We start from the raw sequence: 19337 nt of genomic DNA on the forward strand, positions 1-19337 counted from the left end.
GCAAATCTTCATGAGGTAGAAAGTACTCCTCCGCTACACGGAAACAATATCCGTCGATAAGTCGAGTCTGGTGGTAGCCCATGCGTAGTCTCAAGAGGGCCTTGTCCGTTGTCTCCGCGATCAGTCAGAGCCACATCGGGCTGAGCCTGCAGGATCTGGCGACACAGCTGGACGTCCCGGCCGCGAGCATGCATCGCCTGCTCGCGACGCTGGAAGACGAGGAAATGGTCGTTCGCTCACCGTCCAACCGGCGCTACTTCATCGGTCCCAGCGCGATGAATTTCGAGAGCGCGTCGGTGCGCAGCCGGCGATTGCAGCAGATCCCGCCCGGGCCGCTGGCGCGCGCGGCCATCATCAGCGGCCAGACCGTCTTCCTGACCGAGATGATCGAGCTCAAGGCGGTCTGTGTGGCACTGGCACCCGGGCGGCGCGCGGGCATCCTGCACGTTGTCCTCGGCCGGGAAATGCCGCTGCACGCCGCATCGAGCGCACGAATTCTGCTGCTGGACGCGGCGGACGCGCAGATTGTCGGACTGCTCGACGGGATGACGCCGGAACCCTGCGCCGGGCCCGCGCCGACCAGTCCGCAGGAGGTGCTTTCGCGGGTGCAGCTCGCCCGCCGCCGCGGTTACGACGTCTGCGACAACGAACTCGACCTCGGCAAATGGAGTGTCTCGGCGCCGGTCCGTGACGCCATGGGACGGATCCGGCAGGGCGTCACGCTGGTCGCGGACAGCGGCCGGACCCGGCGCCAGGGCACCCGGGAGAATCTGATTCGCCTGACCCGGCAGGCCGCCGCGGAACTGTCGGCGCCCGCCCGGGCGGGCAAACAGCTGAGTGCGGTCAAACACGGCCACGGGCTCACCGCGATACCGGCCGGCGCGCACCCGCGGGCAGTCTGATGAGCACCGGTGACAGTGCCGGGCTACCCACCCGTCATGTGGTGTCACCGCCCAGCTGCCGGTCCTGGTTCGACGCATTCTGTTCTGCCCCTTGGGATCACGTGCACTACGTCGGTGAGCGGGACACCGACGAGTCCGCGGTGCTCGACCTACTGAGCGGAGTCGGTCCCGCCCGGATCGCCATCCACGCCGGGCATCGATCGCTGGCTCGCGACCATCGGCTCGCGACCGAGCTCCGCCGTCGCGGGTACCCGGTCATCGGACCGGGCGCGCACGCCGTCGAACTCGGCCTGAACAAGGTCGCGATGAAGCAGTGGTTCGCCGGGGCGGGCATCGCGACGCCTTCCGGTCCGACCGGTCGATCCGGAAGCTGGGTGGTGAAACGACGATTCGGCACCGAGGGTGCGGGCATGAGCCTGGTTTCCGGCCGGGCTCCCGTGGTCGACGACCAGCACTATGTCGAGGCGTACGTCGAAGGCGAGGAGTGTTCGGTCGTCGTATTCCGCGGTGACGGTCGCACGGTCGTGCTGCCACCGGTGTGGAAGGGCCGCTCGAATTCCGCGCTCGTGCCGCCGTATCGGCGGATGCGCGTATGCCCGGGCGAGCCCGAGCAGCGGGTGCTGGAAGAGGAGATGATCGCGATCAGCACCGCGATCTCGGCCGGTGTCCCCTGTGAGGGCTGGCTCGAGGTCGAGTTCGTTGTCGATCCCGACGGTGTGCCGCTGGTCCTCGAGATCAATCCGCGGGTCAGCGGGACCATGCGGCTCGCGGCCATGGCCGCGCAGGTCCGGATTTTCGACATTGCGTCGGATCCCGCGTTCTCCGGCAGGCTGGCCGCGCGGGCCTACGGCGTCGAGGTGCCCTGGGAGGGCCCAGCATTCGTGCGCCCGGCGGACGGGGTCTTCGCGACCAGTCGGCTCACCGTGTCCGGAGCGACCAAAGCGGACGCCTTCGAGGCGCTGCACCGGCTGCTCGACCGCAGTCGCACCCCCCGGGTGCCGGAGCAACTTTCTTCCTGAAATGAACGATGAATCCGATTTCCGTACGCCGGAAAGCGCGATATTCCGGCTCCGGTATTTCGTGATTCCCTCGGTATCGTAGAACTCGAAGGGGCCGCGGCAGGTCGGCCGGAATTCCCTGACACAGCACCCTTGGGCCGATTGTTTCCGAACTGCGGAGAGCATTAACTCTGTGGTTCGGGAATCGCCGGCAATGATTTCGTTCGCCGGTGAACAAGAAATCGGAAAGCGGGGTCCGGTATCGAATTCGATGCTGTCCTGCGCGCCGTATCGCCCGGCAGGAGGTGAATCATGAAGAAATATGTCAAGCCGGCCACCAAACCGGTTGCCGCGAGCAGCTGCCGCTCCCACCGCGCGTAGCCCGGAATTTGCGGGCTATGGAAAACCGATTCCATTGGATCCCGGATAGGAGGTGAATCATGACGAAGTACATCAAGCCGACCACCAAGCCGGTCAGCGCCTGCAGTCGTAGCCTGCACAGCGCGTAATTCTCCAGCAGACAGGCCGGGGTTCACTGCGTGAGCCCCGGCCCCCGGGGGGCGACGAAATACCTGGTTCGATGAAGGGATACGAGTTGGCGACCACGACTGCGCCGCTGGGCCAAGACTTCCGCCGCATGTGGGTCGCGGGCACCACCAGCTCCTTCGGCACCGCGGTCTCGACGCTGGCCCTGCCCCTGGTCGCGGTTTCGACCTTGCACGCCTCCACGTTTCAGGTCGGCCTGCTGGATGCGGCCGGCACCGTCGCGTGGCTGGCCATCGGCCTGCAGGCGGGCGTCTGGGTCGAAGGGCTGCGTCGGCGTCCGCTGCTGATCGGCTGCGATCTCATCAGAGCCGTACTGCTGCTGTCGATTCCGCTTGCGGCCGTCGGCGGGGTGCTGTCGCTGGCGCAGCTGATCGTGGTGGCACTCGGAATGGGCATGATCGCCGTCGTCTACGGCGTCGCCCGGCAGACCTACCTGCCGTTCCTGGTGAGCCGGGAGCAGCTCGTCGCCGCGAACGGCCGCAGCGATTCGGCGCAGACCGCGGCGTCCGCCGGCGGGCAGTTGCTCGGCGGCGTGCTGGTCACCGCGATCGGCGCGGCGACCGCGGTACTGATCGACGTCGGCAGCTATCTGGTCTCGGCATGGCTCATGGCCCGCATCGGTGTCCGCGAACCCGCACCGGAACAGGCCGGCAAGCGCGGCGTAACCTGGGATCGGCTGACCGCGGGACTGCGATATGTATTGCGCGATCCGGTGATTCGACCGCTCACCTTCACGGTCGCCGCGGTCAATGCGGCGGGTGCTGCGCTCAGTGCGCTGCTGGTGCCGTATCTGGTGCACGACGTCGGCGCCTCCGCGACCGTCATAGGCTTGATCATGGCGCTGTCGTACGTGGGTGGTTTCCTCGGCGCCACCGTCAGCGGACGGCTGGTGCGGGTCGCCGGGCCGGTGACCACCCTGTTCGCGGTGGTGATCATCACCCCGCTGTTCGAGCTGCTGGTGCCGGTGACCACCGGACCGCTCGCGACGGCCCTCGTCTCCCTGGGCCTTACGGTCGGCTGCGCCGGTGGGTCGGTGCTCAGCATCGTGACCCGCAGCCATCGGCAGGCATCGGTTCCTCGGGAATTTCTGGCCAGGGTGTCCGGAAGCATCCGGTTCATCACCTGGGGAGTGCTGCCGATCGGTGCACTCGCGGGCGGTGCGCTGGGCACGGTGCTGGGGAACCGTCCCGCGCTGTGGGTGGTGTGTGGCGTGGCCCTGGCGGGCGGGCTGCCGCTGGGGCTCGCGCTCGCTGCTCGCGGTCGCGGTTTTCTCGCCGAGCTGCGCGGCCCGTCCGAGGAGGCTCGATGACCGCGGATCGAAATACGTTGACAGACAACACGGGAGAGAGACATGTGCGGCTTGGCAGGCATGGCGGCCATCGGCGGTGTGCTCGGCGAACAGGTGAATCCACTACTGGAGAGCATGGGCCACGCGATCGCGCACCGGGGACCGGACGGCGCGAACATATTGCTAGAGGGGCCGGTGGGGCTGGTCTTCCGGCGGCTCTCGCTGGTCGGGCCGGAGAACGGTGATCAGCCGCTGCACAGTGCGGACGGCAATGTCTCGCTGATCGCCAATGGTGAGGTCTACAACCATCGCGACCTGGAGGCAGGGATGCCGGGGCTGCGGCTGCGCACCCGCTCGGACTGCGAAATTCTTGCCAATCTGTATGCGCGCGACGAACTTCGCTTCCTCGGCGAGGTGGCCGGGATGTTCGCGCTGGTGCTGTGGGACCGTCGCCGCAATCGGCTGATCCTGGCCCGCGACCGGTTCGGTATCAAACCCCTGTATTACGCCCGCCTGGCCGATTCCGTGGTGTTCGCCTCGGAGATCAAGGCGCTGTTCGAGCATCCGGACTGCCCGCGTGAACTCGATTGGACTGCGGCCCTGCGGGATTTGGCACCGGCCTCCCCGTCCAATCCGGTCACGTCGTGGTTCCGTGGCATCGAGGTCGTTCCGGCGGGCACCATCATCACCATCGATCTCGGCACCGGTGTGGAGTCTCGGACAACCTACTGGGAGTTCCCGGACTTCGGCGGCGCCGACTTCGACGATCGGTCCGACGCCGAACTCGGCGCGGCCTACCTCGATCTGCTCACCGCCTCGGTCGCCGACTGCGCCTCGGCCGACACCGAGCTGGGCCTCATGCTCAGTGGCGGCATCGATTCGGCCTCCGTGGCCGCGCTCACCGCCGCCGCCGGGCACAATGTGCACACCTTCACTGCGCTCACCGGTAGTACCTACGCCAGTGGCGATGCGGAGTTCAGTGCCCGCGTCGCAGCGGACTTCGGCATGCCGAACCATCAGGTGATCTTCGAAGCCGACCGGGTTCCGGGCGTGCAGGAGTGGCTGCATCTGTTGTGGCTGCAGGAAACACCCCTGTGTGGGCCGGAGCAATACTTCAAGCACAGCCTCTACGCCTATGCCAAGCAGGTGCGCCCGGAATTGCGGGGCATGATGCTCGGGCAGGCCAGTGACGAGTTCAACGGCGGCTATTCGGCGGGTATCTCGCTCGGCACCGACTGGGCCGGATTCGAGGCGGCCACCGCCGATCTGGCGAGAACCGCTGCGCTGAGCCGCAATTCGGGAATGGCGGCGTGGTGTTCGATCACCGGTCTCGGGCCGCTGCTGGCGGACGAGCTGATCTACGGCGCGACCCCGCCCGCGGATCCGTATGCGGCCTATGTCGCGGGGCGGTATCCGGCTATCCAGCAGTACAACTGCTGGCACGAGGACCGATCCGCGGCAGGACACGGCGTGGAGGCGCGGGTGCCCTTCCTCGATCATCGGATTATCGAGCTGATGGCCACGGTCCCGCGGCCGCGACGCGCGAAACTGCTGTGGGACAAGCGGATTCTGCGTGACGCCATGCGGGGGATCGTGCCGGAAGCCGTGGTCGAGCGGCCCAAGGCCTCGTTCTACATGCAGGACCAGCCCGGCTTCGCCTACCGGATGGTGGTGCGCATGCTGGCCCAGGACGGCGGTGCGCTCCTGGAACGGGCGCTGGCCGCGCCGGGCGCGCAGGGCGTGCTCGACCCCACCGGCCTGCGCACCGCGATCACCCGGCTCGGTACGGTCGCCGAACCGCAGGCGGTGGAACATGTGCTGGTACTGGCGAATCTCGGCCTGCTCGACTCGATGGCCCGCGATCTGCCCGTCCGGCCGGTGGATCGACCCCGATACGAGGTCACCGGTACGCAGGTCACCGATTGGGATATCGAGGGCAAGGCGCTGGGGGCGGCGGTCCGGCGGGTGCCCGCGCCCGACCACGCGGACCGTATCGAATTGGGCGCGGACACGCTGCTCGTCTCACCGCTCGGCGATCCCGGAGTGATTCTGGTGTCGGTCTCGGGGACTTTCGAATACGTCATCGATGTGGCGGAGGATCCGGGCTGGCACGCATTCTTGACGGCGATAGACGGAAGTCGCACGCTCGGTGAGGTTTTGGCGCATGCGGGGACGACCTTCACCGCGGTGGAGGAGCCGCTGCGCTATGCCTTCGACGAAGGCCTGATCGTGGCGGTGCCTGTCCCGCTCGTGGGACCGGAAGCGGGGGAGCGGTTCAGTCCGAGCGAAGCCGCCGCGGTGGGCGTCTGATGTCCGGCCTGTCTAATCGGCTGCCGTCGGCCCTCACTCTGCACGACCTGATGCCGCCGGACCCGAAGGCCGTGCTGCTGGTCGGATCGCATGCCCGCGGCTGGGCCCACGAGAGCAGTGATGTGGATGTGATCGTGGTTGTCGAACAACCGATTTCGGATCCGCGGGCCGGCGGCATCGAGGTGGCGCTGCAGCCGGAGCGGGTGCAGGCCGTCGCCACCTACGCCGACGATGCCCGGCTGGAGGTCAAGTACTGGCTGACCGGCCAGATCGACCAGGTGCTGGACAAAGTCTCCTGGGATGCCTTCGAGCACAGCGACACCCTCAACGACCAGCTCGACGAGCAGTCGAAGATCATGCTCGACCACATGATGACCTGTGTGCCGCTCGCGGGCGAGCCGTGGGTGCAGGCACTGCGGGAACGCATCCGCGACTCCGCGTTTCGCGCGTTTCTGGTGGACGCGGCGCTGAACCGCTGCGACGACAAGGCCGAGTCGGCGCTGGGCATGCTCGCCTCGGGAGACCCGCACAGCGCGGTGCTTGCGGCGCGTGAGGCCTTCGGTTTCGCGATCGACGCGCTGCTGCTGGGCCAGGGCGAGTTCAATCTGCATCGCAAGTGGCGGGCACGCCGCTTCCGCGAGCTGGCGCCCGGATCGATGAGTTACGCGCAGTACTGGGAGTGGGAGACGATGCGCGGCCTCGATCCCGAGGCCCCCGAACGATGGGTCGAGGCGATCGTCCGGCTGTGCAAGAACGTCTGGCTCGATATCGATGTCTAGGAGTGCCATGGGCTGGAATGCCGAGTCGATTCCTGTGCGCAGGCTCGATATTCGGGTGCGCAGCATTCGCGGCAGTCTCCTGGTGGTCAATCACGAGCATCAGATGATCGAACTGGCCGACGTCGGCGCACTGCTGTTCCGGTCGGCGGACGGTAAGCGGACGATCGGCGAGCTGGCCGGCCTGCTGGTCGCCGAGTTCGGCATAGACGTCGAATCCGCGCTGGCCGACACGGTGGAATTCATGGCCGATCTGGCGGCGACCGCCTTCATCGAGCAGTACGGGGAAGCCTGATGGACCTGCCGCAGTACCGGAGTAGTTTCCGGCAGTGGGAGACGCGCAGTACCGTCCGCAACGCACCGCGGCGGGAACCCGGTCCGCTCGAGGCCGTGGACAGCTTTTTCTTTCCCCCGGAACTGTTTCCGGTGCTGTCGGCGCCCGCGCTCGGCGATCTGGGCGACCGGATTCGGCAGCAGGCGCTGCTGCACGCGCTCTATCAGTACCTGCACTTCACGACGGTGCTGGAGCAGCAGGCCGTCTTGCCGGTCACCTCGCTGATCTCGCTGGGCCGGGCGGGGGTGGTGCTGCCCGCAGAGATGCGCGCCGACGCTTTCAAGATCACCACGGACGAGGCCTGGCACGCCCAGTTCGCCTACGACTTCGTGCGGGATCTGGAGTCGGTGACCGGCGTGCCGTCCGATGCGCTGGTCGAGCCGCGTTTCGTACAGGCCGTCGCGCGGCTGCGCGAGGAGGTCGAGCCGGGCCGGCGGCGGCTGGCCGATCTGTTGTTCACCACGGTCAGTGAAACCCTTGTCTCCCAACTGCTCACCGATATTCCGCGGGACTCGCGGCTCCCGCGTCCGGTGCGCGATGTGGTTGCCGATCATGCCATGGACGAGGGCCGCCACCAGACGTATTTCAAGCGGTTCCTGCGTGAGCTGTGGGTGCAGCTCGATGCGGCCGAGCGCCGATTCGCCGGCCCGCTGATCCCCCGGCTCGTGGAGGCATTCCTCGCCCCTGATCTGCTGTCGGTCGAGGCGATACTGCTGTGCTCCGGTGTGCCGTCGGCGCTCGCCGAAGACGCGCTCGATCAAACGTTCTCGACCGGGCGGACGGCCGGAGCGCTGGCCGCGGCCGCGCGGGTGACGGTGCGCTCGTTCACCGAGGTGGGTGCGCTGGAGGATCCGGGCACCCACGCCGCGTTCGCCTCCTCCGGGCTGGTGAGTGGATAATGCTGTCGCACAGCGCTATCCACTCCGCCGAGTGGCTAACGATCCAGTAGATCCAGGAACGATTGCACGTGATCCTCCCGGACGAAACCTTCGGTGTCCGCGAGTTCCCGGTACATCCGCAGTTGCTCACCGCAGAACCAAGTGAAGGCGTCCAGCTCGACGTCGTCCGCGTCCAGCCGATCCGGGAATCGGCGGTCGTAGAGGTCGCGTCCGACGCCGAACCAGCCGCCGCCCTTGCGGGTTCGCAGAAAGCGGTCGGTAATCGTCTCCATGCCGGGGTCCAGGAAGAGCGTGAGATCCGGCCGGGGAAATACCGCCGTGATCTGCCGCAGCAGCTCCTCGGGTACCCCGCGCAGGAGTCCGCGGATCCAGCCCGAATAGACATAGCGGTCGTAGACGACGATCTCACCGGCCTGCAAGGCGGGGAGCGCGACCGCCTCGAAGGTGAGCCGCAGGTCCGCGATGAACAGCAGTGTCGAGGTCAAACCGCTCAACTCGCTGCGCCTGGTCAATTCGGCTGTCACCGGTGCGAGTTCGGCATGCGAATTCCACTTCACCCGGCGCACCGGGCGCGGGGATTTCTCGGCCAGTTGCTGCCCGAGTGTGGTCTTACCGGACCGCGAAACACCCTCCAGGACAACGAGCAGCCCGGGGGTGGACTGCCCGGTGAAAGGCAGTATCGGCTCAGACGACATCGGCGGGCCCACTCGCGGGCGGCGGGCCGACATGCTCGGCGAGCACCGCGGCATTGCGCCGATGATCGGGACACCATTGGAACTGGATCGCCGCCGCGCCCGCGATGGCGCGTTCGACGAGGCGGGCCGTCGCGTCCACGAGGTCGGCGAACGGCTGCTGCGGCCCGAGTGCCCATTTGAGGAAGTAGTCGACATTCTGCAGCAGGCGGGTGGCCGCTTCGTCGGCATCCATCGGCCGCACCCGGGGATGGTCGAGGTCCAGTGCCGCTTCCGGGAACACCAGGTGCCGCAACGGGGTGCGCAGGCGCAGCTCATCACGACTGGAGATCTGCTCCCAGCCGAGGCGCTGCTTGCTGCCGGCCTCGTACCAGTACAGCTCGCTGGGTCCCATGCCCTCGGGAATCGTTGTGGGAGCGGTGATCCCGAACTCCGGGACATGTGCGGCGAACCACTGCTGGGTGCCGGTTCCCATGGGCAGGGCCTGCGGCATGCCGCCCACCTCGACCTCGCCGTCCGCCCCTGGAAGCAGCAGGGTGATGTCATTGCTGAGGTAGCTGTAGCCCGCCGAGACCATGGCCAGCACGAGCGAGGTCTTTCCCGCCATCTTCTCGCCGGCGAAGATCACCCCGCCGTCGCGGGCGCGCACGGCACTCGCGTGCACATTGGCCGCGCCGCGGCGCCGGTGCAGTCCGATCACGCTGGCGGTGGTGTACGGGCGTATCTCCCGCAGATACGCGGCGCGGGTGGTCACGTTCGGGCCGCGCACTTCGACGGTGCCGGGGCCCACCACGATCGTGTCGCCGAGCAGGCCCGCGATGGCGCCGGGAATCAGCGGGGCGTCGTCCTCCTCGACGACCGTCACCCGCAATTCCGCGGTGCAATTTCGACCGACCTGCGAGCAGTCGGAAGCGGTGCGCACGGCAGCATCGTCCGGTTGCGCGAACATGCCGTAGTCGTACATCAGCGCTGCTCGTGTCTGGGCTCCTGGCGCGTCGATATGCACGGTGATTCCGTGCATATCGAGACGCACGATTTCGGTGGCTACCTCGGACTCAGTCATTGCGCGAATCTATCCTTTTCCGGTGTTCGCGGAAACCGGCAAATGCGATTCCGAGCTGAATTCCGAAACGCGGGCGGGCATTTTCGCGAGGCCGAAACCGCAGCTGGAAAATGCTGCTGACGTGCGCTGAAGCCTTGACAGGGGGTGGTCTTATCGCCCAATCTCGTGATCTCACATGTCGGGTGAAAGGCATCCATCACATGGAAATTTCAGAAACGTGGCGCCGAATTTCTACCCGGCGGAAAGATGAGCAGGTATTTCCGTGACTGTAATCGAATCACCGGTCGATATGCGGGTCCGAATCGGTGAGCTGTCGCTGGCCAATCCGGTCATGCCCGCCTCCGGATGTTTCGGCCCGGAACTGGGTGCGATCACGGCGGCGGACCGGCTCGGCGCGGTTGTCACCAAGACGATCTTCGCCGGCATCCGCTCGGGGAATCCGGCGCACCGGCTGGCGGAGACGCCGCACGGCATGCTGAACTCCGTCGGCATCCCCAGTCCGGGTGTCGCGCGGTTCCGTGGTGAGGTGCTGCCGCGGTATCAGGCGTTCGGGGTGCCGGTGATCGTCAGCGTGGGCGGGCTGTCGGTCCAGGAGTACTTCGAGGTGATGGACGAGCTGGCCGGAGCGGAATTCGCCGCCGTCGAGGTCAATGTGTCATGCCCCAATCTGGAGGCCGGCGGCCTGGAGATCGGCGTCGACCCGCACCTCATCGAGCAGGTGACCCGCGGTGTGGTGGCGCGGACCGAGCGGCCGGTGATCGTCAAACTGACCCCGAATGTCAGCGCCATCGGAACCCTCGCCCGGGCCGCCGAAGCAGGCGGTGCGGCGGCGGTCACCGTGGCGAACACCTTCACCGCCATGGCCGTCGATCACCTGACCCGGCGACCGGTGCTCGGCAACAATGTGGGCGGCCTATCCGGGCCCGCCATCAAACCGCTTGCGCTGCGGCTGGTCTGGGAGACCGCGCGGCACGTCTCGGTCCCCGTGATCGGGTGCGGCGGCGTATCCACGGCCGCGGATGCGGCGGAGTTCCTGCTTGCCGGTGCGACCGCCGTGCAGGTCGGCACCGCGAGTTTCGCCCGCCCCGACGCCATGCTCACCATCCTCGACGGTCTGCGGGACGTGGCGCGAGCCCAGTCCGTCGATTCGATTCGCACTCTCACCGGAGCGCTGCGCCTCAATTAGGTGGCGGCAGCACAGATTACGCAGGAGATAGACATGACCGAGCCAGCCCTGGGCGAAAGTTCGATCCAGGAAACACCGGCCCCGGCCGACCACCCCATGAAAATGCTCTGGGCCTCCATCGTCGGCTACGCGGTGGACGGCTTCGACATGCTGCTGCTGAGCGTGGCACTGGTCTCGATCACGGCATCGCTGAAACTGACCACCGGCCAGGCGGGTTCGCTGGCCAGCTACACCCTGTTCGGCGCGGTTGTCGGCGGAATCCTGTTCGGCATGCTGAGCGACCGGATCGGCCGGGTCCGGGTACTGACCTGGACGATTCTGCTGTTCGCCGTCTTCACCGGCCTGTGCGCACTGGCTCAGGACTACACGCAGATGGTGATCCTGCGCTTCCTCGCCGGTGTCGGCCTGGGCGGGGAGTTCGGTATCGGGATGACCCTCGCCGCCGAAACCTGGCCTGCCGCAAAGCGTGCGCGCGCCACCTCGTATGTCGCGCTCGGCTGGCAGTTCGGTGTGCTGCTCGCTTCGCTGTCGGGTCTGTGGCTGCTGCCGCACCTGGGCTGGCGCGGTCTGTTCGCGCTGGGTGTGCTGCCGGCCGTCATCGCCTACCTGTTCCGCCGGAAGATCGGCGAGCCGGCGATGTTCACGGCGGCCACGCACAAATCGGTGCCGATCAGCGAATTATGGCGCGACAGAGCGACTGTGAAGATCAGCCTGGGGCTGATCGTGCTGACCTCGGTGCAGAACTTCGGCTACTTCGGCCTGATGACCTGGCTGCCCAGCTACCTGGCCAAGCACCTGCACTACGGGCTGACCAAGACCGCGACCTGGACCTCGGTCACGGTGCTCGGCATGGCGGTGGGCATTGTGGTGTTCGGGTGGATCGCGGATCGTTTCGGCCGCCGGCCCGCGCTGTGCGGCTTCCAGCTCGGTGCGGCGATCTCGGTGGTCGCGTACAGCCAGCTCACCTCGTCCGGTGCGCTGCTGATCGGCGGTGCGATCATGGGATTCTTCGTCAACGGAATGCTGGGCGGCTACGGCGCGCTGCTGGCGGAACTGTTTCCGACCGAGGCCCGGGCGACGGCCGAGAATGTGCTGTTCAATATCGGGCGCGGGGTCGGCGGTTTCGGCCCGTGGCTGATCGGCCTGCTCATCGCGCACTACACGTTCAACTCCACCATCGGATTCCTCGGGTGCATTTACCTTGTGGCACTGGTGACTACGGTGTTCCTGATTCCCGAGCGCCGAGGGGTGGCGCTCGTATGATGCCGGATCTGATGTTGCCGCCCGCCGGGGAAGGGCCGGCGGGACGGCTGACTCCGCTCCCCGGGGAGGCTGCGGGGACCTCCGGTGCGCGGGTGGTGGACGCCGAGGTCGTGGCCAACAGCCATCGTGGTGATCGCTACTGGCGCTTGCGGCTCTACGCGCCGGAGGTCGCCGCGGCGGCGTCGCCCGGTCAGTTCGTCATGCTGACCGTTGCCGGGTCTCCGGCCGGGTCCCCGGTGCTGCCGCGCCCGATGGCGTTGTACGACTGGGACTCGCACGCCGGATGGATCGATGTGCTCTACGGTGTGGTGGGGGCGGGCTCGCTGCTCATGACCGGGTTCGCCACCGACGACCGGATGACCGTCGTCGGCCCGCTCGGCCGCGGGTTCGCACTGGACCCGGCCACGCGGTCGATCCTGCTGGTGGGCCGGGGCATCGGCATCTGTTCGCTGACCGCGCTCGCGGGTGCGGCCGCCCGGCGTGGCGTGCACGTCACCGCCGTGCTCAGCGCCCGGTCTCCGGCCGCGCTGACCGGTCAGGATGTCTTGTCCCGGTACGGGATCGGCGACCTTGTCGAGGTGGTCGACGCCGACGGCTCGAGCGCGCCGATCCGGCTCGCCGAGGCGCTGATCGACAAGCTGGACCGGCAGCCGCCCGAGCAGATCTTCACCTGCGGCTCGGAGCGATTGACCGCGCTCTGCGCGGAACTGGCCCTGCGCTGGAACGCCGATCTGCAGGTATCCCTGGAAGCGCGGATGGCGTGCGGCCTGGGTTACTGTCACGGCTGCTCGTCCGGCCGCCGGACCTCCACAGAAGAGGCTCCACTGGTGTGCAAGGACGGTCCTGTTTTCCGCTGGCACGAGGGTGAGTGACCGCCGTGCAGTCCCCCGACCGTGATGTGCTGGAGCGCTGGATCGCCCGGCTCGGCGGGCTGCCCCGGCGCAGCCCGCCGATCGCCCGGGGTGATCGCCTGTTCTATACCGAACGGGGGAGCGGGGAGCGGCACCCGTCCCTGTGGATGTGCCATCCGTCCGGTACGGCCCGCCTGATCGATCCGGCCCGGTGGAATTCGCCGCATCCGGTGTGGATCACCGACTGGAGCGTCTCCCCGGACGGTAGGCGAATCACATTCCGGCTCAACCGCAATCGGGCCGCCGTCCTGCTGCTGGACATAGCCACCGGCCGGATCACCGGCGCGCCGAAGCCGGAGCTGCGGCGGCCCGTGATCGCATCGTGTGGCTCCGGGCTGCGGACCGTGCTCGCCGCCGACCCGGAAGCCGTGGTGCGGCACCTGGTTCCGCTCGACGGCATGGTGGCCGTCGCGCGATGGCGGAACGGGCGCTCAGAGGTAGTGGTCGTGGATTCGGATTCCGGTGCGGTGCAGGCGGTTCCGCTTCCCGGAGTGGGGACGGTCTCCGGTATGACGGGCACCGCCGAGGGGCAGCGCAGGCTGTGGATCGGGTACGCCGAGCCCACGCGCCCCGGTTCGGTGCTGGAGGTGGATCTGTCCTCGCCCCGGCACCCGGTGGTGCGGGACTGGTATCGCCCGGATCGGATCGGCCCGCTGCCCCGCATTCGGCGGCTGGGTCTGATGTGCGTTTCCGCGGCGGGCGCCGAGCTCGAGATCAGCGTGCTGCGCCGGGCCAATGGAACGGCCGGGCCGGTGCCCACGGTGCTCAGTTTCTGGGGCGGGGTCCGGTCGCAGCCCCGTCTCGGATTCGATCCGGGCACCCTGACCTGGGTGCTGGCCGGGGGAGCCCATGCGGTGGCCCGTGCGCGGGGCGAGTCCGCGGATCTCGTAGCGGCCGCCGAATGCCTGGTGAATGCCGGTCTGGCGCATCCGGATCAGCTGGCGGTGATCGACGGCCCGCTCGCCTCCGCTGCCGGGATCGCCCTCCTGGCCGAGATTCTCGGTCTGCCGCTGCATCGACTGTGGGGTCTGGAAAAGCAGCGATCAGTGCCTGCGGAAGGAATGGTGCCGACGTGCCTGAAGCACTGAATACCCGTTTGCGCGAGTGGCTTTCGAACGGACGCCCGCCGATTGCCCTGATACTGGAGCCGAATCGCTCCGCGCTGCTGCACTGCGGGTTGCCCGATACTCCGCTCGGCGCCCTCACTCTGACCGGACGAGTGGTGGCGGCCGCCCGGGATCTGGTGCCGCTGATCAAGATTCAGCCGGCCGCCTTCGAACGGTTCGGCCCGGAGGGCTGGTCCGCCTGCCAGGAGGCGATCGCCCTGATCCGCGCGGCGGAGATCGGTGTACTCCTGGATTTCAAACGTGCGGACCACGCCCCGGTGCTGACCTCGCTGATCGCCACCTATACCGGCCCCTATAGCGCCTATGGGGCCGACGGATTGACGCTGCTGCCGTATCTCGGTCTGGGCGAGATCGACCGTGCAGCAGAGGAATTGGCGGTGCATGGTGGTCTGCTGCTGGTGATCGCCATGACGTCCAATCCGGGCGCCGAGCTGGTACAGCGGGCGGTGAGCGAGGGCGTACCGGTGGCGGAGGCGGTCGTGCGATCGTTGCCCGACCACGACGGGGTCGGATGTGTGCTCGGTGGGTCGCCGCAGCTCGCCGCGTGCCTGATCGAGTCGACGGATCGCCTTGTCGTGCTACCGGGTTGGGGGCGGCCCGGTGTCGATTGCGCCGAACTGCTCGGTGCCCGGGGCGCGGCCACCGATCGGGTGCTGTTCAGCATCGGCAGCCGGCTGCTGGCCGATCCCGCTCGGATGCGCGAGTTCCTGGCCGAGCAGGCCGAGTGGATGGCTTCCTCGATTCCGAGGGTCGCAAGGCGGCGCCGAAATCACACCGGCGCCGAAATCAGAGAAGGTATCGGGATATGACGGTTCTGTTCGATCTGGATTCTCACCTGCAAATGGGTGCGGAGGAGATGGTCGCCGTGTTCGGACACGCCGCCAGCGTTCTGCCCGGTGCCGCGGCGGCCGTGAGCCGCCCGGCGGACGAGGTGCCCACGGCGGCTCCGCAAGTCGATCCGGCGACGGTCTGGCAGGTGAAGGGTTCGCGCGCACCGGGTGCGGCGGTGGCCGCGGATCGGGTGTCCGTACTGGACGCCATGGGCGTCGGCAGGCAATTGGTGCTGCCGCGGGTACGGGTGGCGCTCGCCGCGTGGCGCGGCGACGAGCCCGCGGCGACCGGTCTGGTACGACGCTACAACGATTTCATCGCCGACTGGCAGCGGCCCTATCCGGAGCGGCTGTACGGCGCCGGCATCCTGACCATGCGGGATCCGGAGTCCGCGGTCGCGGAGGCGGTGCGCGCGGCCGAGGCGGGTCTGCGCGCGGTGCTGCTGCCATGTGTCGAGCCGCCGGGCGGGCGGTCACCGGCCGATCCGGCGTGGGAACCATTGTGGCGCACCCTGTCCGAGTCCGGTCTGGCGGTGATCCTGCACGCCGGCTCGGAGAGCGGTTTCGTCGATTCTCGATGGAAGCCGCCGGCGGATCTCGGCTTCACCGATCGGGCCGAGGGCGTTCGCGACAAGATCGACGTCGAGACGGTGGATCTCTTCAAGCTGATCACCATGCAGTACGGCCCCCAGATCCTGCTGTCCAGTCTGGTGCTCGGTGGCGTGCTGGAGCGGTTTCCGGACCTGCGATTCGCGGTGCTCGAGCTCGGCGCCGACTGGGTGGCGCCGTTCGTTCGCATGCTCGATGCCCGGGTCCGGGAGTTCGGGTCCTACAGCGACGTTCGACTGACCTGCCTGCCGAGCGAGGTGCTGCTGCGTCAGCTGCGGGTCAGTCCCTTCCACTGGGAGGCGGTCGCGGACTATCTGGCCGACGAGGAACTCTTTCCGCTGTACTCGTTCTCGACCGATTTCCCGCATTCGGAGGGCGGTCAGCAGACGTACCCGATTGCCGAGCGCACGCTCGCGCACCTTCCGGAACCGGTGCGCCGCTCCTATTTCTCCGAGAGTGCGGGACTGATATTGCGTGCCGGGTGACGGCCGCTCACGCCGTATCGACTTCGAGCAGTCGTGCTGAGGCCGCAAATCCGTAGCGGCCGTACAGCGTGACGGCCCGGCGGCTGGAATGCACTGTGACGCGCTCCAATTCGAGCTCCTCGGCAAGCCGCAGGACAGCGTCGAGCAGCCGGCCGCCGAACCCGCGGTTCCGGTGGCCGGGCGTCACGTAGACGCACTGCACGTCTCCCGATGCCCGGTGCACCATCCGTACGCTCGGCATGCGCGGCACGACCGCCAGCCATGCCATGCCGATCAGTACATTGTCGTGGACGAGCACCAGACCCCGGTGGGACGCCCGGTGCTGCCGCGCCCACCCGGTGAACTGCCGGACGAATTCGTCATGGCCGACGGCCGGTACCGACTGCTTCTCCGATCCCCAATGCCATCGAAGTTCGGCGACAGCGGTGAGGTCGTCGTCGGCGATCGGGCGAACCGTGGGAGCCTGCACCACTGGATTCTGAAGCAGCCGAACGCCTATAGGTGCGATATCGGGGCCGCTCGCGAGAGTGGCGCAGGTCACAGTTTGGTAGCGGTTCTCCGTAATCGCCGCAAACTCTTTCCGGATCCTTTGCATAGTCTTTACGATTACCGCGTTCTGCATAGCGCGTCGTGCTGTCTACAGCCTCGCCCGCAGCTCGCTCTCGATGCCAGTACATGTTGACCGATGAACCGGGCGGCTTCCGCCGTGCCGGCGAAGGAGAAATATGTCCACCGACACCGAACAGCCTCCCCGGACGTCGCTTCCAGGCCTCGCCGAGTTGGTACGCCACGATCTACCGGCTTCGCTAGTGGTATTCCTGGTCTCGTTGCCGCTGTCCATCGGTATTGCCGTCGCCGCCGGAGCCCCGGTGGCCGCCGGTCTGATAGCCGCGGTCGTAGGGGCGGTGGTAGCCGGACTAGTCGGCGGTTCGACACTGCAGGTCAGTGGTCCCACCGCCAGTCTCACCGTGGTCGTCGCCGAATCGATCAATCAATTCGGCTGGGCCGCCACCTGTTTCATCACCGTCGCAGCCGGCCTGCTGCAAATAGTGTTCGGGCTCAGCCGAATAGCGCGCGGCGCACTGGCCATCGCGCCGGTCGTGGTGCACGCCATGCTCGCCGGGATCGGCATAGTCATCGCACTGCAGCAGGTGCACGTACTGCTCGGCGGCGACTCGCTGAGCTCCTCGTGGGACAGCCTGGTCGGCCTGCCGCAGGAGCTGCGCTCGGTACACGGCGGCGATTTCGCCGTCGGCCTGCTGGTGATCGTCATTCTGGTCGCCTGGAAACGCCTGCCCGCCTCGGTGCGCGCGGTGCCCGGCCCGCTGGTCGCGGTGGTCGCGGCGACGCTGCTGGCGCTGGTGCTTCCGGTCCGGGTCGAGCACATCGTGCTCAATGGCTCGCTGCTGGATGAACTGCGCCTGCCCGAATTGCCGCACGGCAGTTGGGCAACGGTCGCACTCATGGCGGTGACCATCGCGCTCATCGCGAGCGTGGAGACTCTACTATCGGCCGTGGCGGTCGACCGGATACGGCAGAACTCTTCGCGCCGTACCGATTTGGATCGAGAACTGATCGGCCAGGGCGCCGCGAACGTGGTGTCCGGACTGATCGGCGGCCTGCCGGTCGCGGCGGTCATCGTCCGCAGCATCACCAATGTGAAGGCGGGGGCGCGCACCAAGGCGTCGACCATGCTGTGCGGGTTGTGGGTGCTGCTGTTCTCGGTGGCGCTGGTCGGTGTGGTGCGGCAGATTCCGAAGGCCGCGCTCGCCGGACTGCTCATCGTGGTCGGCATTCAACTGATCAAACTCGCCCACGTCCGCCGCGCCCAGCGCACCGGTGATCTGATCGTCTACGCGGCGACCATCATCGTGGTGGTGTTCTGGAATCTGTTGCTGGGCATGCTCGTCGGCCTCGCGCTGGCCTTCGCGCTGCTGCTGTGGCGGGTGGTGCGGGTCTCGGTACACGCCGAAGCCGTGCAGCAGAATCGCTGGCGGGTCACCGTCGACGGCACCTTCACCTTCCTCGCGCTGCCGAAACTCGCGGCCGAGCTCGCGACGGTGCCGACCGGTGCGGACGTGGCCATCGAAATGACCGTGGACTTCCTCGACCACGCGGCCTACGACGCCATTCAGGAATGGGTGGCCGAGCATCGCGCTGGGGGCGGCACCGTCGAACTCGTGGAAATGGGCTCCGTGCGCATGGACGGCGCGACCGACGGCCCGCCGGCGCGTGGTGACTCGCGGCTCATGCTCAACGAGGCGCTGGCGCCGTGGCGGCGCTCCGGCGGCGATGTGGATCCGATCGTGGCGGGAGTGGCGGCGTACCACCGCAGTCACGCGCACGTGGTGCGCCCGCACCTCGATGTGCTGCGCGACGGGCAGGAACCGGATTCACTGTTCATCACCTGCGCCGACTCCCGGATCGTGCCGAATGTGATCACCAACAGCGGTCCGGGTGATCTGTTCACGATTCGGAATATCGGCAATCTGGTTCCGGCCGACCGCCAGGACTTCTCGATGGAGGCCGCGCTCATCTATGCCCTCGACAAGCTCGATGTGCGGTCGGTGGTGGTGTGCGGGCACTCCGGCTGCGGCGCGATGGCGGCATTGCATTCGGAATTGGTGACCGGATCCGAACTCGACGGCTGGCTGGCCAATGCCCGGCCCAGTCTGGATCTGTACCGGCTCGGTCATCCGGTGGCGCTGGCCGCCGCGGCCGCGGGATTCGGTCCGGTCGATCAGCTGGGCATGGTGAATGTGGCTGTGCAGCTGGAGACTCTGTACGCGCATCCGGTGGTGCGCCGGGGCGTGGTCGAGCGGGGAGTGGTGCTGTCGGGCCTCTTCTTCGATATCGCGACCGCGCGCGTCATCGAGGTCACGGTGGACGGCATTGCCGAAATCGGGGATATGGGCAGTCGGCTGCAAACTGTCAGCACGGTGCTACCCGTGTGACGTAGGTCGCTTTTCGGGCGTGAATCCGTAAGGATTCACGCCCGTTTTACATTATGGCCTCGCTTTTCTCAGGGTTTACTAAGTCTTTACTTCTAACCTTGGCGAAGCTCGTCCGGTGAGTCTGTGGCCAACGCTGTCCACAGCAGCAATTCGATGCCCACAGA

Annotated in this window: 17 protein-coding genes; 14 read left to right on the forward strand and 3 right to left on the reverse strand. The window is 67.4% G+C overall.

All coding sequences use genetic code 11. The features are described from left to right. The first annotated feature begins 80 nt into the window (after nucleotides 1–80). The 7 genes from JWN03_RS05115 to JWN03_RS05145 all read left to right on the forward strand — a co-directional run bounded on the left by JWN03_RS05115 (nucleotide 81) and on the right by JWN03_RS05145 (nucleotide 8053). Nucleotides 81–902: an IclR family transcriptional regulator gene (locus tag JWN03_RS05115; protein WP_297610437.1), complete on the forward strand. Its 822-nt coding sequence runs from the start codon at nucleotides 81–83 to the stop codon at nucleotides 900–902. Further along, a complete protein-coding gene (locus tag JWN03_RS05120) occupies nucleotides 902–1921 on the forward strand; it encodes an ATP-grasp domain-containing protein (protein WP_297610440.1) in 1020 nt (339 codons plus the stop codon). The genes JWN03_RS05115 and JWN03_RS05120 overlap by 1 nt, the downstream gene beginning before the upstream one ends. A 574-nt stretch (nucleotides 1922–2495) precedes the next feature. Beyond that, nucleotides 2496–3755, forward strand: coding sequence for an MFS transporter (locus JWN03_RS05125; RefSeq protein WP_297610442.1), 1260 nt, complete (start codon nucleotides 2496–2498; stop codon nucleotides 3753–3755). Between the two features lie 42 nt (nucleotides 3756–3797). Beyond that, nucleotides 3798–6044 carry an asparagine synthase (glutamine-hydrolyzing) gene (gene asnB, locus JWN03_RS05130; RefSeq protein WP_297610445.1) on the forward strand — a complete coding sequence of 749 codons (2247 nt, stop codon included), beginning with the start codon at nucleotides 3798–3800 and terminating at the stop codon, nucleotides 6042–6044. Then, on the forward strand, nucleotides 6044–6823 hold the full coding sequence (locus tag JWN03_RS05135) for a nucleotidyltransferase domain-containing protein (protein ID WP_297610449.1): 780 nt from the start codon (nucleotides 6044–6046) through the stop codon (nucleotides 6821–6823). The genes asnB and JWN03_RS05135 overlap by 1 nt, the downstream gene beginning before the upstream one ends. A 7-nt stretch (nucleotides 6824–6830) precedes the next feature. Beyond that, nucleotides 6831–7115, forward strand: a complete 285-nt coding sequence (locus JWN03_RS05140; RefSeq protein WP_297610452.1) for a PqqD family protein — start codon at nucleotides 6831–6833, stop codon at nucleotides 7113–7115. Beyond that, a complete protein-coding gene (locus tag JWN03_RS05145) occupies nucleotides 7115–8053 on the forward strand; it encodes a diiron oxygenase (protein ID WP_297610455.1) in 939 nt (312 codons plus the stop codon). Before JWN03_RS05140 ends, JWN03_RS05145 begins: the two co-directional genes overlap by 1 nt. 35 nt (nucleotides 8054–8088) lie before the next feature. Here JWN03_RS05145 and JWN03_RS05150 read toward each other — a convergent pair whose 3' ends face one another. Together JWN03_RS05150 and JWN03_RS05155 are read right to left on the reverse strand one after the other, a co-directional pair. Further along, the gene (locus JWN03_RS05150) at nucleotides 8089–8748 is read right to left on the reverse strand and encodes a dTMP kinase (protein ID WP_297610458.1); all 660 of its coding nucleotides are present in this window, start codon (nucleotides 8746–8748) and stop codon (nucleotides 8089–8091) included. Then, the gene (locus tag JWN03_RS05155; RefSeq protein WP_297610460.1) at nucleotides 8738–9808 is read right to left on the reverse strand and encodes a hypothetical protein; all 1071 of its coding nucleotides are present in this window, start codon (nucleotides 9806–9808) and stop codon (nucleotides 8738–8740) included. The genes JWN03_RS05150 and JWN03_RS05155 overlap by 11 nt, the downstream gene beginning before the upstream one ends. Nucleotides 9809–10070: 262 nt before the next feature. Here JWN03_RS05155 and JWN03_RS05160 point away from each other — a divergent pair, with 262 nt between their 5' ends. From JWN03_RS05160 to JWN03_RS05185, 6 genes are read left to right on the forward strand one after another with little or no spacing between them, the layout of a single operon-like run. Beyond that, a complete protein-coding gene (locus JWN03_RS05160; protein ID WP_297610463.1) occupies nucleotides 10071–10994 on the forward strand; it encodes a dihydroorotate dehydrogenase in 924 nt (307 codons plus the stop codon). Nucleotides 10995–11027: 33 nt separating this feature from the next. Beyond that, nucleotides 11028–12257: an MFS transporter gene (locus JWN03_RS05165; protein ID WP_297610466.1), complete on the forward strand. Its 1230-nt coding sequence runs from the start codon at nucleotides 11028–11030 to the stop codon at nucleotides 12255–12257. Next, nucleotides 12254–13129: an iron-sulfur cluster-binding protein gene (locus tag JWN03_RS05170; protein WP_297610468.1), complete on the forward strand. Its 876-nt coding sequence runs from the start codon at nucleotides 12254–12256 to the stop codon at nucleotides 13127–13129. Before JWN03_RS05165 ends, JWN03_RS05170 begins: the two co-directional genes overlap by 4 nt. Next, nucleotides 13126–14256, forward strand: a complete 1131-nt coding sequence (locus JWN03_RS05175) for a hypothetical protein (RefSeq protein ID WP_297610471.1) — start codon at nucleotides 13126–13128, stop codon at nucleotides 14254–14256. The genes JWN03_RS05170 and JWN03_RS05175 overlap by 4 nt, the downstream gene beginning before the upstream one ends. Then, complete coding sequence (locus JWN03_RS05180; protein WP_297610474.1) at nucleotides 14241–15104, forward strand: orotidine 5'-phosphate decarboxylase / HUMPS family protein; 864 nt, start codon at nucleotides 14241–14243, stop codon at nucleotides 15102–15104. The genes JWN03_RS05175 and JWN03_RS05180 overlap by 16 nt, the downstream gene beginning before the upstream one ends. Continuing rightward, nucleotides 15101–16219 carry an amidohydrolase family protein gene (locus JWN03_RS05185; protein WP_297610476.1) on the forward strand — a complete coding sequence of 373 codons (1119 nt, stop codon included), beginning with the start codon at nucleotides 15101–15103 and terminating at the stop codon, nucleotides 16217–16219. Before JWN03_RS05180 ends, JWN03_RS05185 begins: the two co-directional genes overlap by 4 nt. A gap of 7 nt (nucleotides 16220–16226) precedes the next feature. Here the strand turns inward: JWN03_RS05185 and JWN03_RS05190 are convergent, their stop codons facing one another. Continuing rightward, nucleotides 16227–16688, reverse strand: coding sequence for a GNAT family N-acetyltransferase (locus tag JWN03_RS05190; RefSeq protein ID WP_297610479.1), 462 nt, complete (start codon nucleotides 16686–16688; stop codon nucleotides 16227–16229). A 256-nt stretch (nucleotides 16689–16944) separates the two neighbouring features. Between JWN03_RS05190 and JWN03_RS05195 the strand changes: the two genes are divergently transcribed. Beyond that, nucleotides 16945–19173 (forward strand): SulP family inorganic anion transporter, encoded by a 2229-nt coding sequence (locus JWN03_RS05195; RefSeq protein WP_297610482.1) that lies wholly within the window; start codon nucleotides 16945–16947, stop codon nucleotides 19171–19173. Nucleotides 19174–19337 lie beyond the last annotated feature (164 nt).

It is taken from the genome of Nocardia sp., from assembly GCF_025465275.1.
In the GTDB taxonomy this organism is placed as follows: domain Bacteria; phylum Actinomycetota; class Actinomycetes; order Mycobacteriales; family Mycobacteriaceae; genus Nocardia.

Excerpts from the sequence above, each read along its gene's own strand:
- JWN03_RS05115 (WP_297610437.1), top strand. The coding sequence starts at position 81 with ATGCGTAGTCTCAAGAGGGCCTTGTCCGTTGTCTCCGCGATCAGTCAG.
- JWN03_RS05120 (WP_297610440.1), top strand. The coding sequence starts at position 902 with ATGAGCACCGGTGACAGTGCCGGGCTACCCACCCGTCATGTGGTGTCA.
- asnB (WP_297610445.1), top strand. The coding sequence starts at position 3,798 with ATGTGCGGCTTGGCAGGCATGGCGGCCATCGGCGGTGTGCTCGGCGAA.
- JWN03_RS05135 (WP_297610449.1), top strand. The coding sequence starts at position 6,044 with ATGTCCGGCCTGTCTAATCGGCTGCCGTCGGCCCTCACTCTGCACGAC.
- JWN03_RS05140 (WP_297610452.1), top strand. The coding sequence starts at position 6,831 with ATGGGCTGGAATGCCGAGTCGATTCCTGTGCGCAGGCTCGATATTCGG.
- JWN03_RS05145 (WP_297610455.1), top strand. The coding sequence starts at position 7,115 with ATGGACCTGCCGCAGTACCGGAGTAGTTTCCGGCAGTGGGAGACGCGC.
- JWN03_RS05150 (WP_297610458.1), bottom strand. The coding sequence starts at position 8,748 with ATGTCGTCTGAGCCGATACTGCCTTTCACCGGGCAGTCCACCCCCGGG.
- JWN03_RS05155 (WP_297610460.1), bottom strand. The coding sequence starts at position 9,808 with ATGACTGAGTCCGAGGTAGCCACCGAAATCGTGCGTCTCGATATGCAC.
- JWN03_RS05165 (WP_297610466.1), top strand. The coding sequence starts at position 11,028 with ATGACCGAGCCAGCCCTGGGCGAAAGTTCGATCCAGGAAACACCGGCC.
- JWN03_RS05170 (WP_297610468.1), top strand. The coding sequence starts at position 12,254 with ATGATGCCGGATCTGATGTTGCCGCCCGCCGGGGAAGGGCCGGCGGGA.
- JWN03_RS05185 (WP_297610476.1), top strand. The coding sequence starts at position 15,101 with ATGACGGTTCTGTTCGATCTGGATTCTCACCTGCAAATGGGTGCGGAG.
- JWN03_RS05195 (WP_297610482.1), top strand. The coding sequence starts at position 16,945 with ATGTCCACCGACACCGAACAGCCTCCCCGGACGTCGCTTCCAGGCCTC.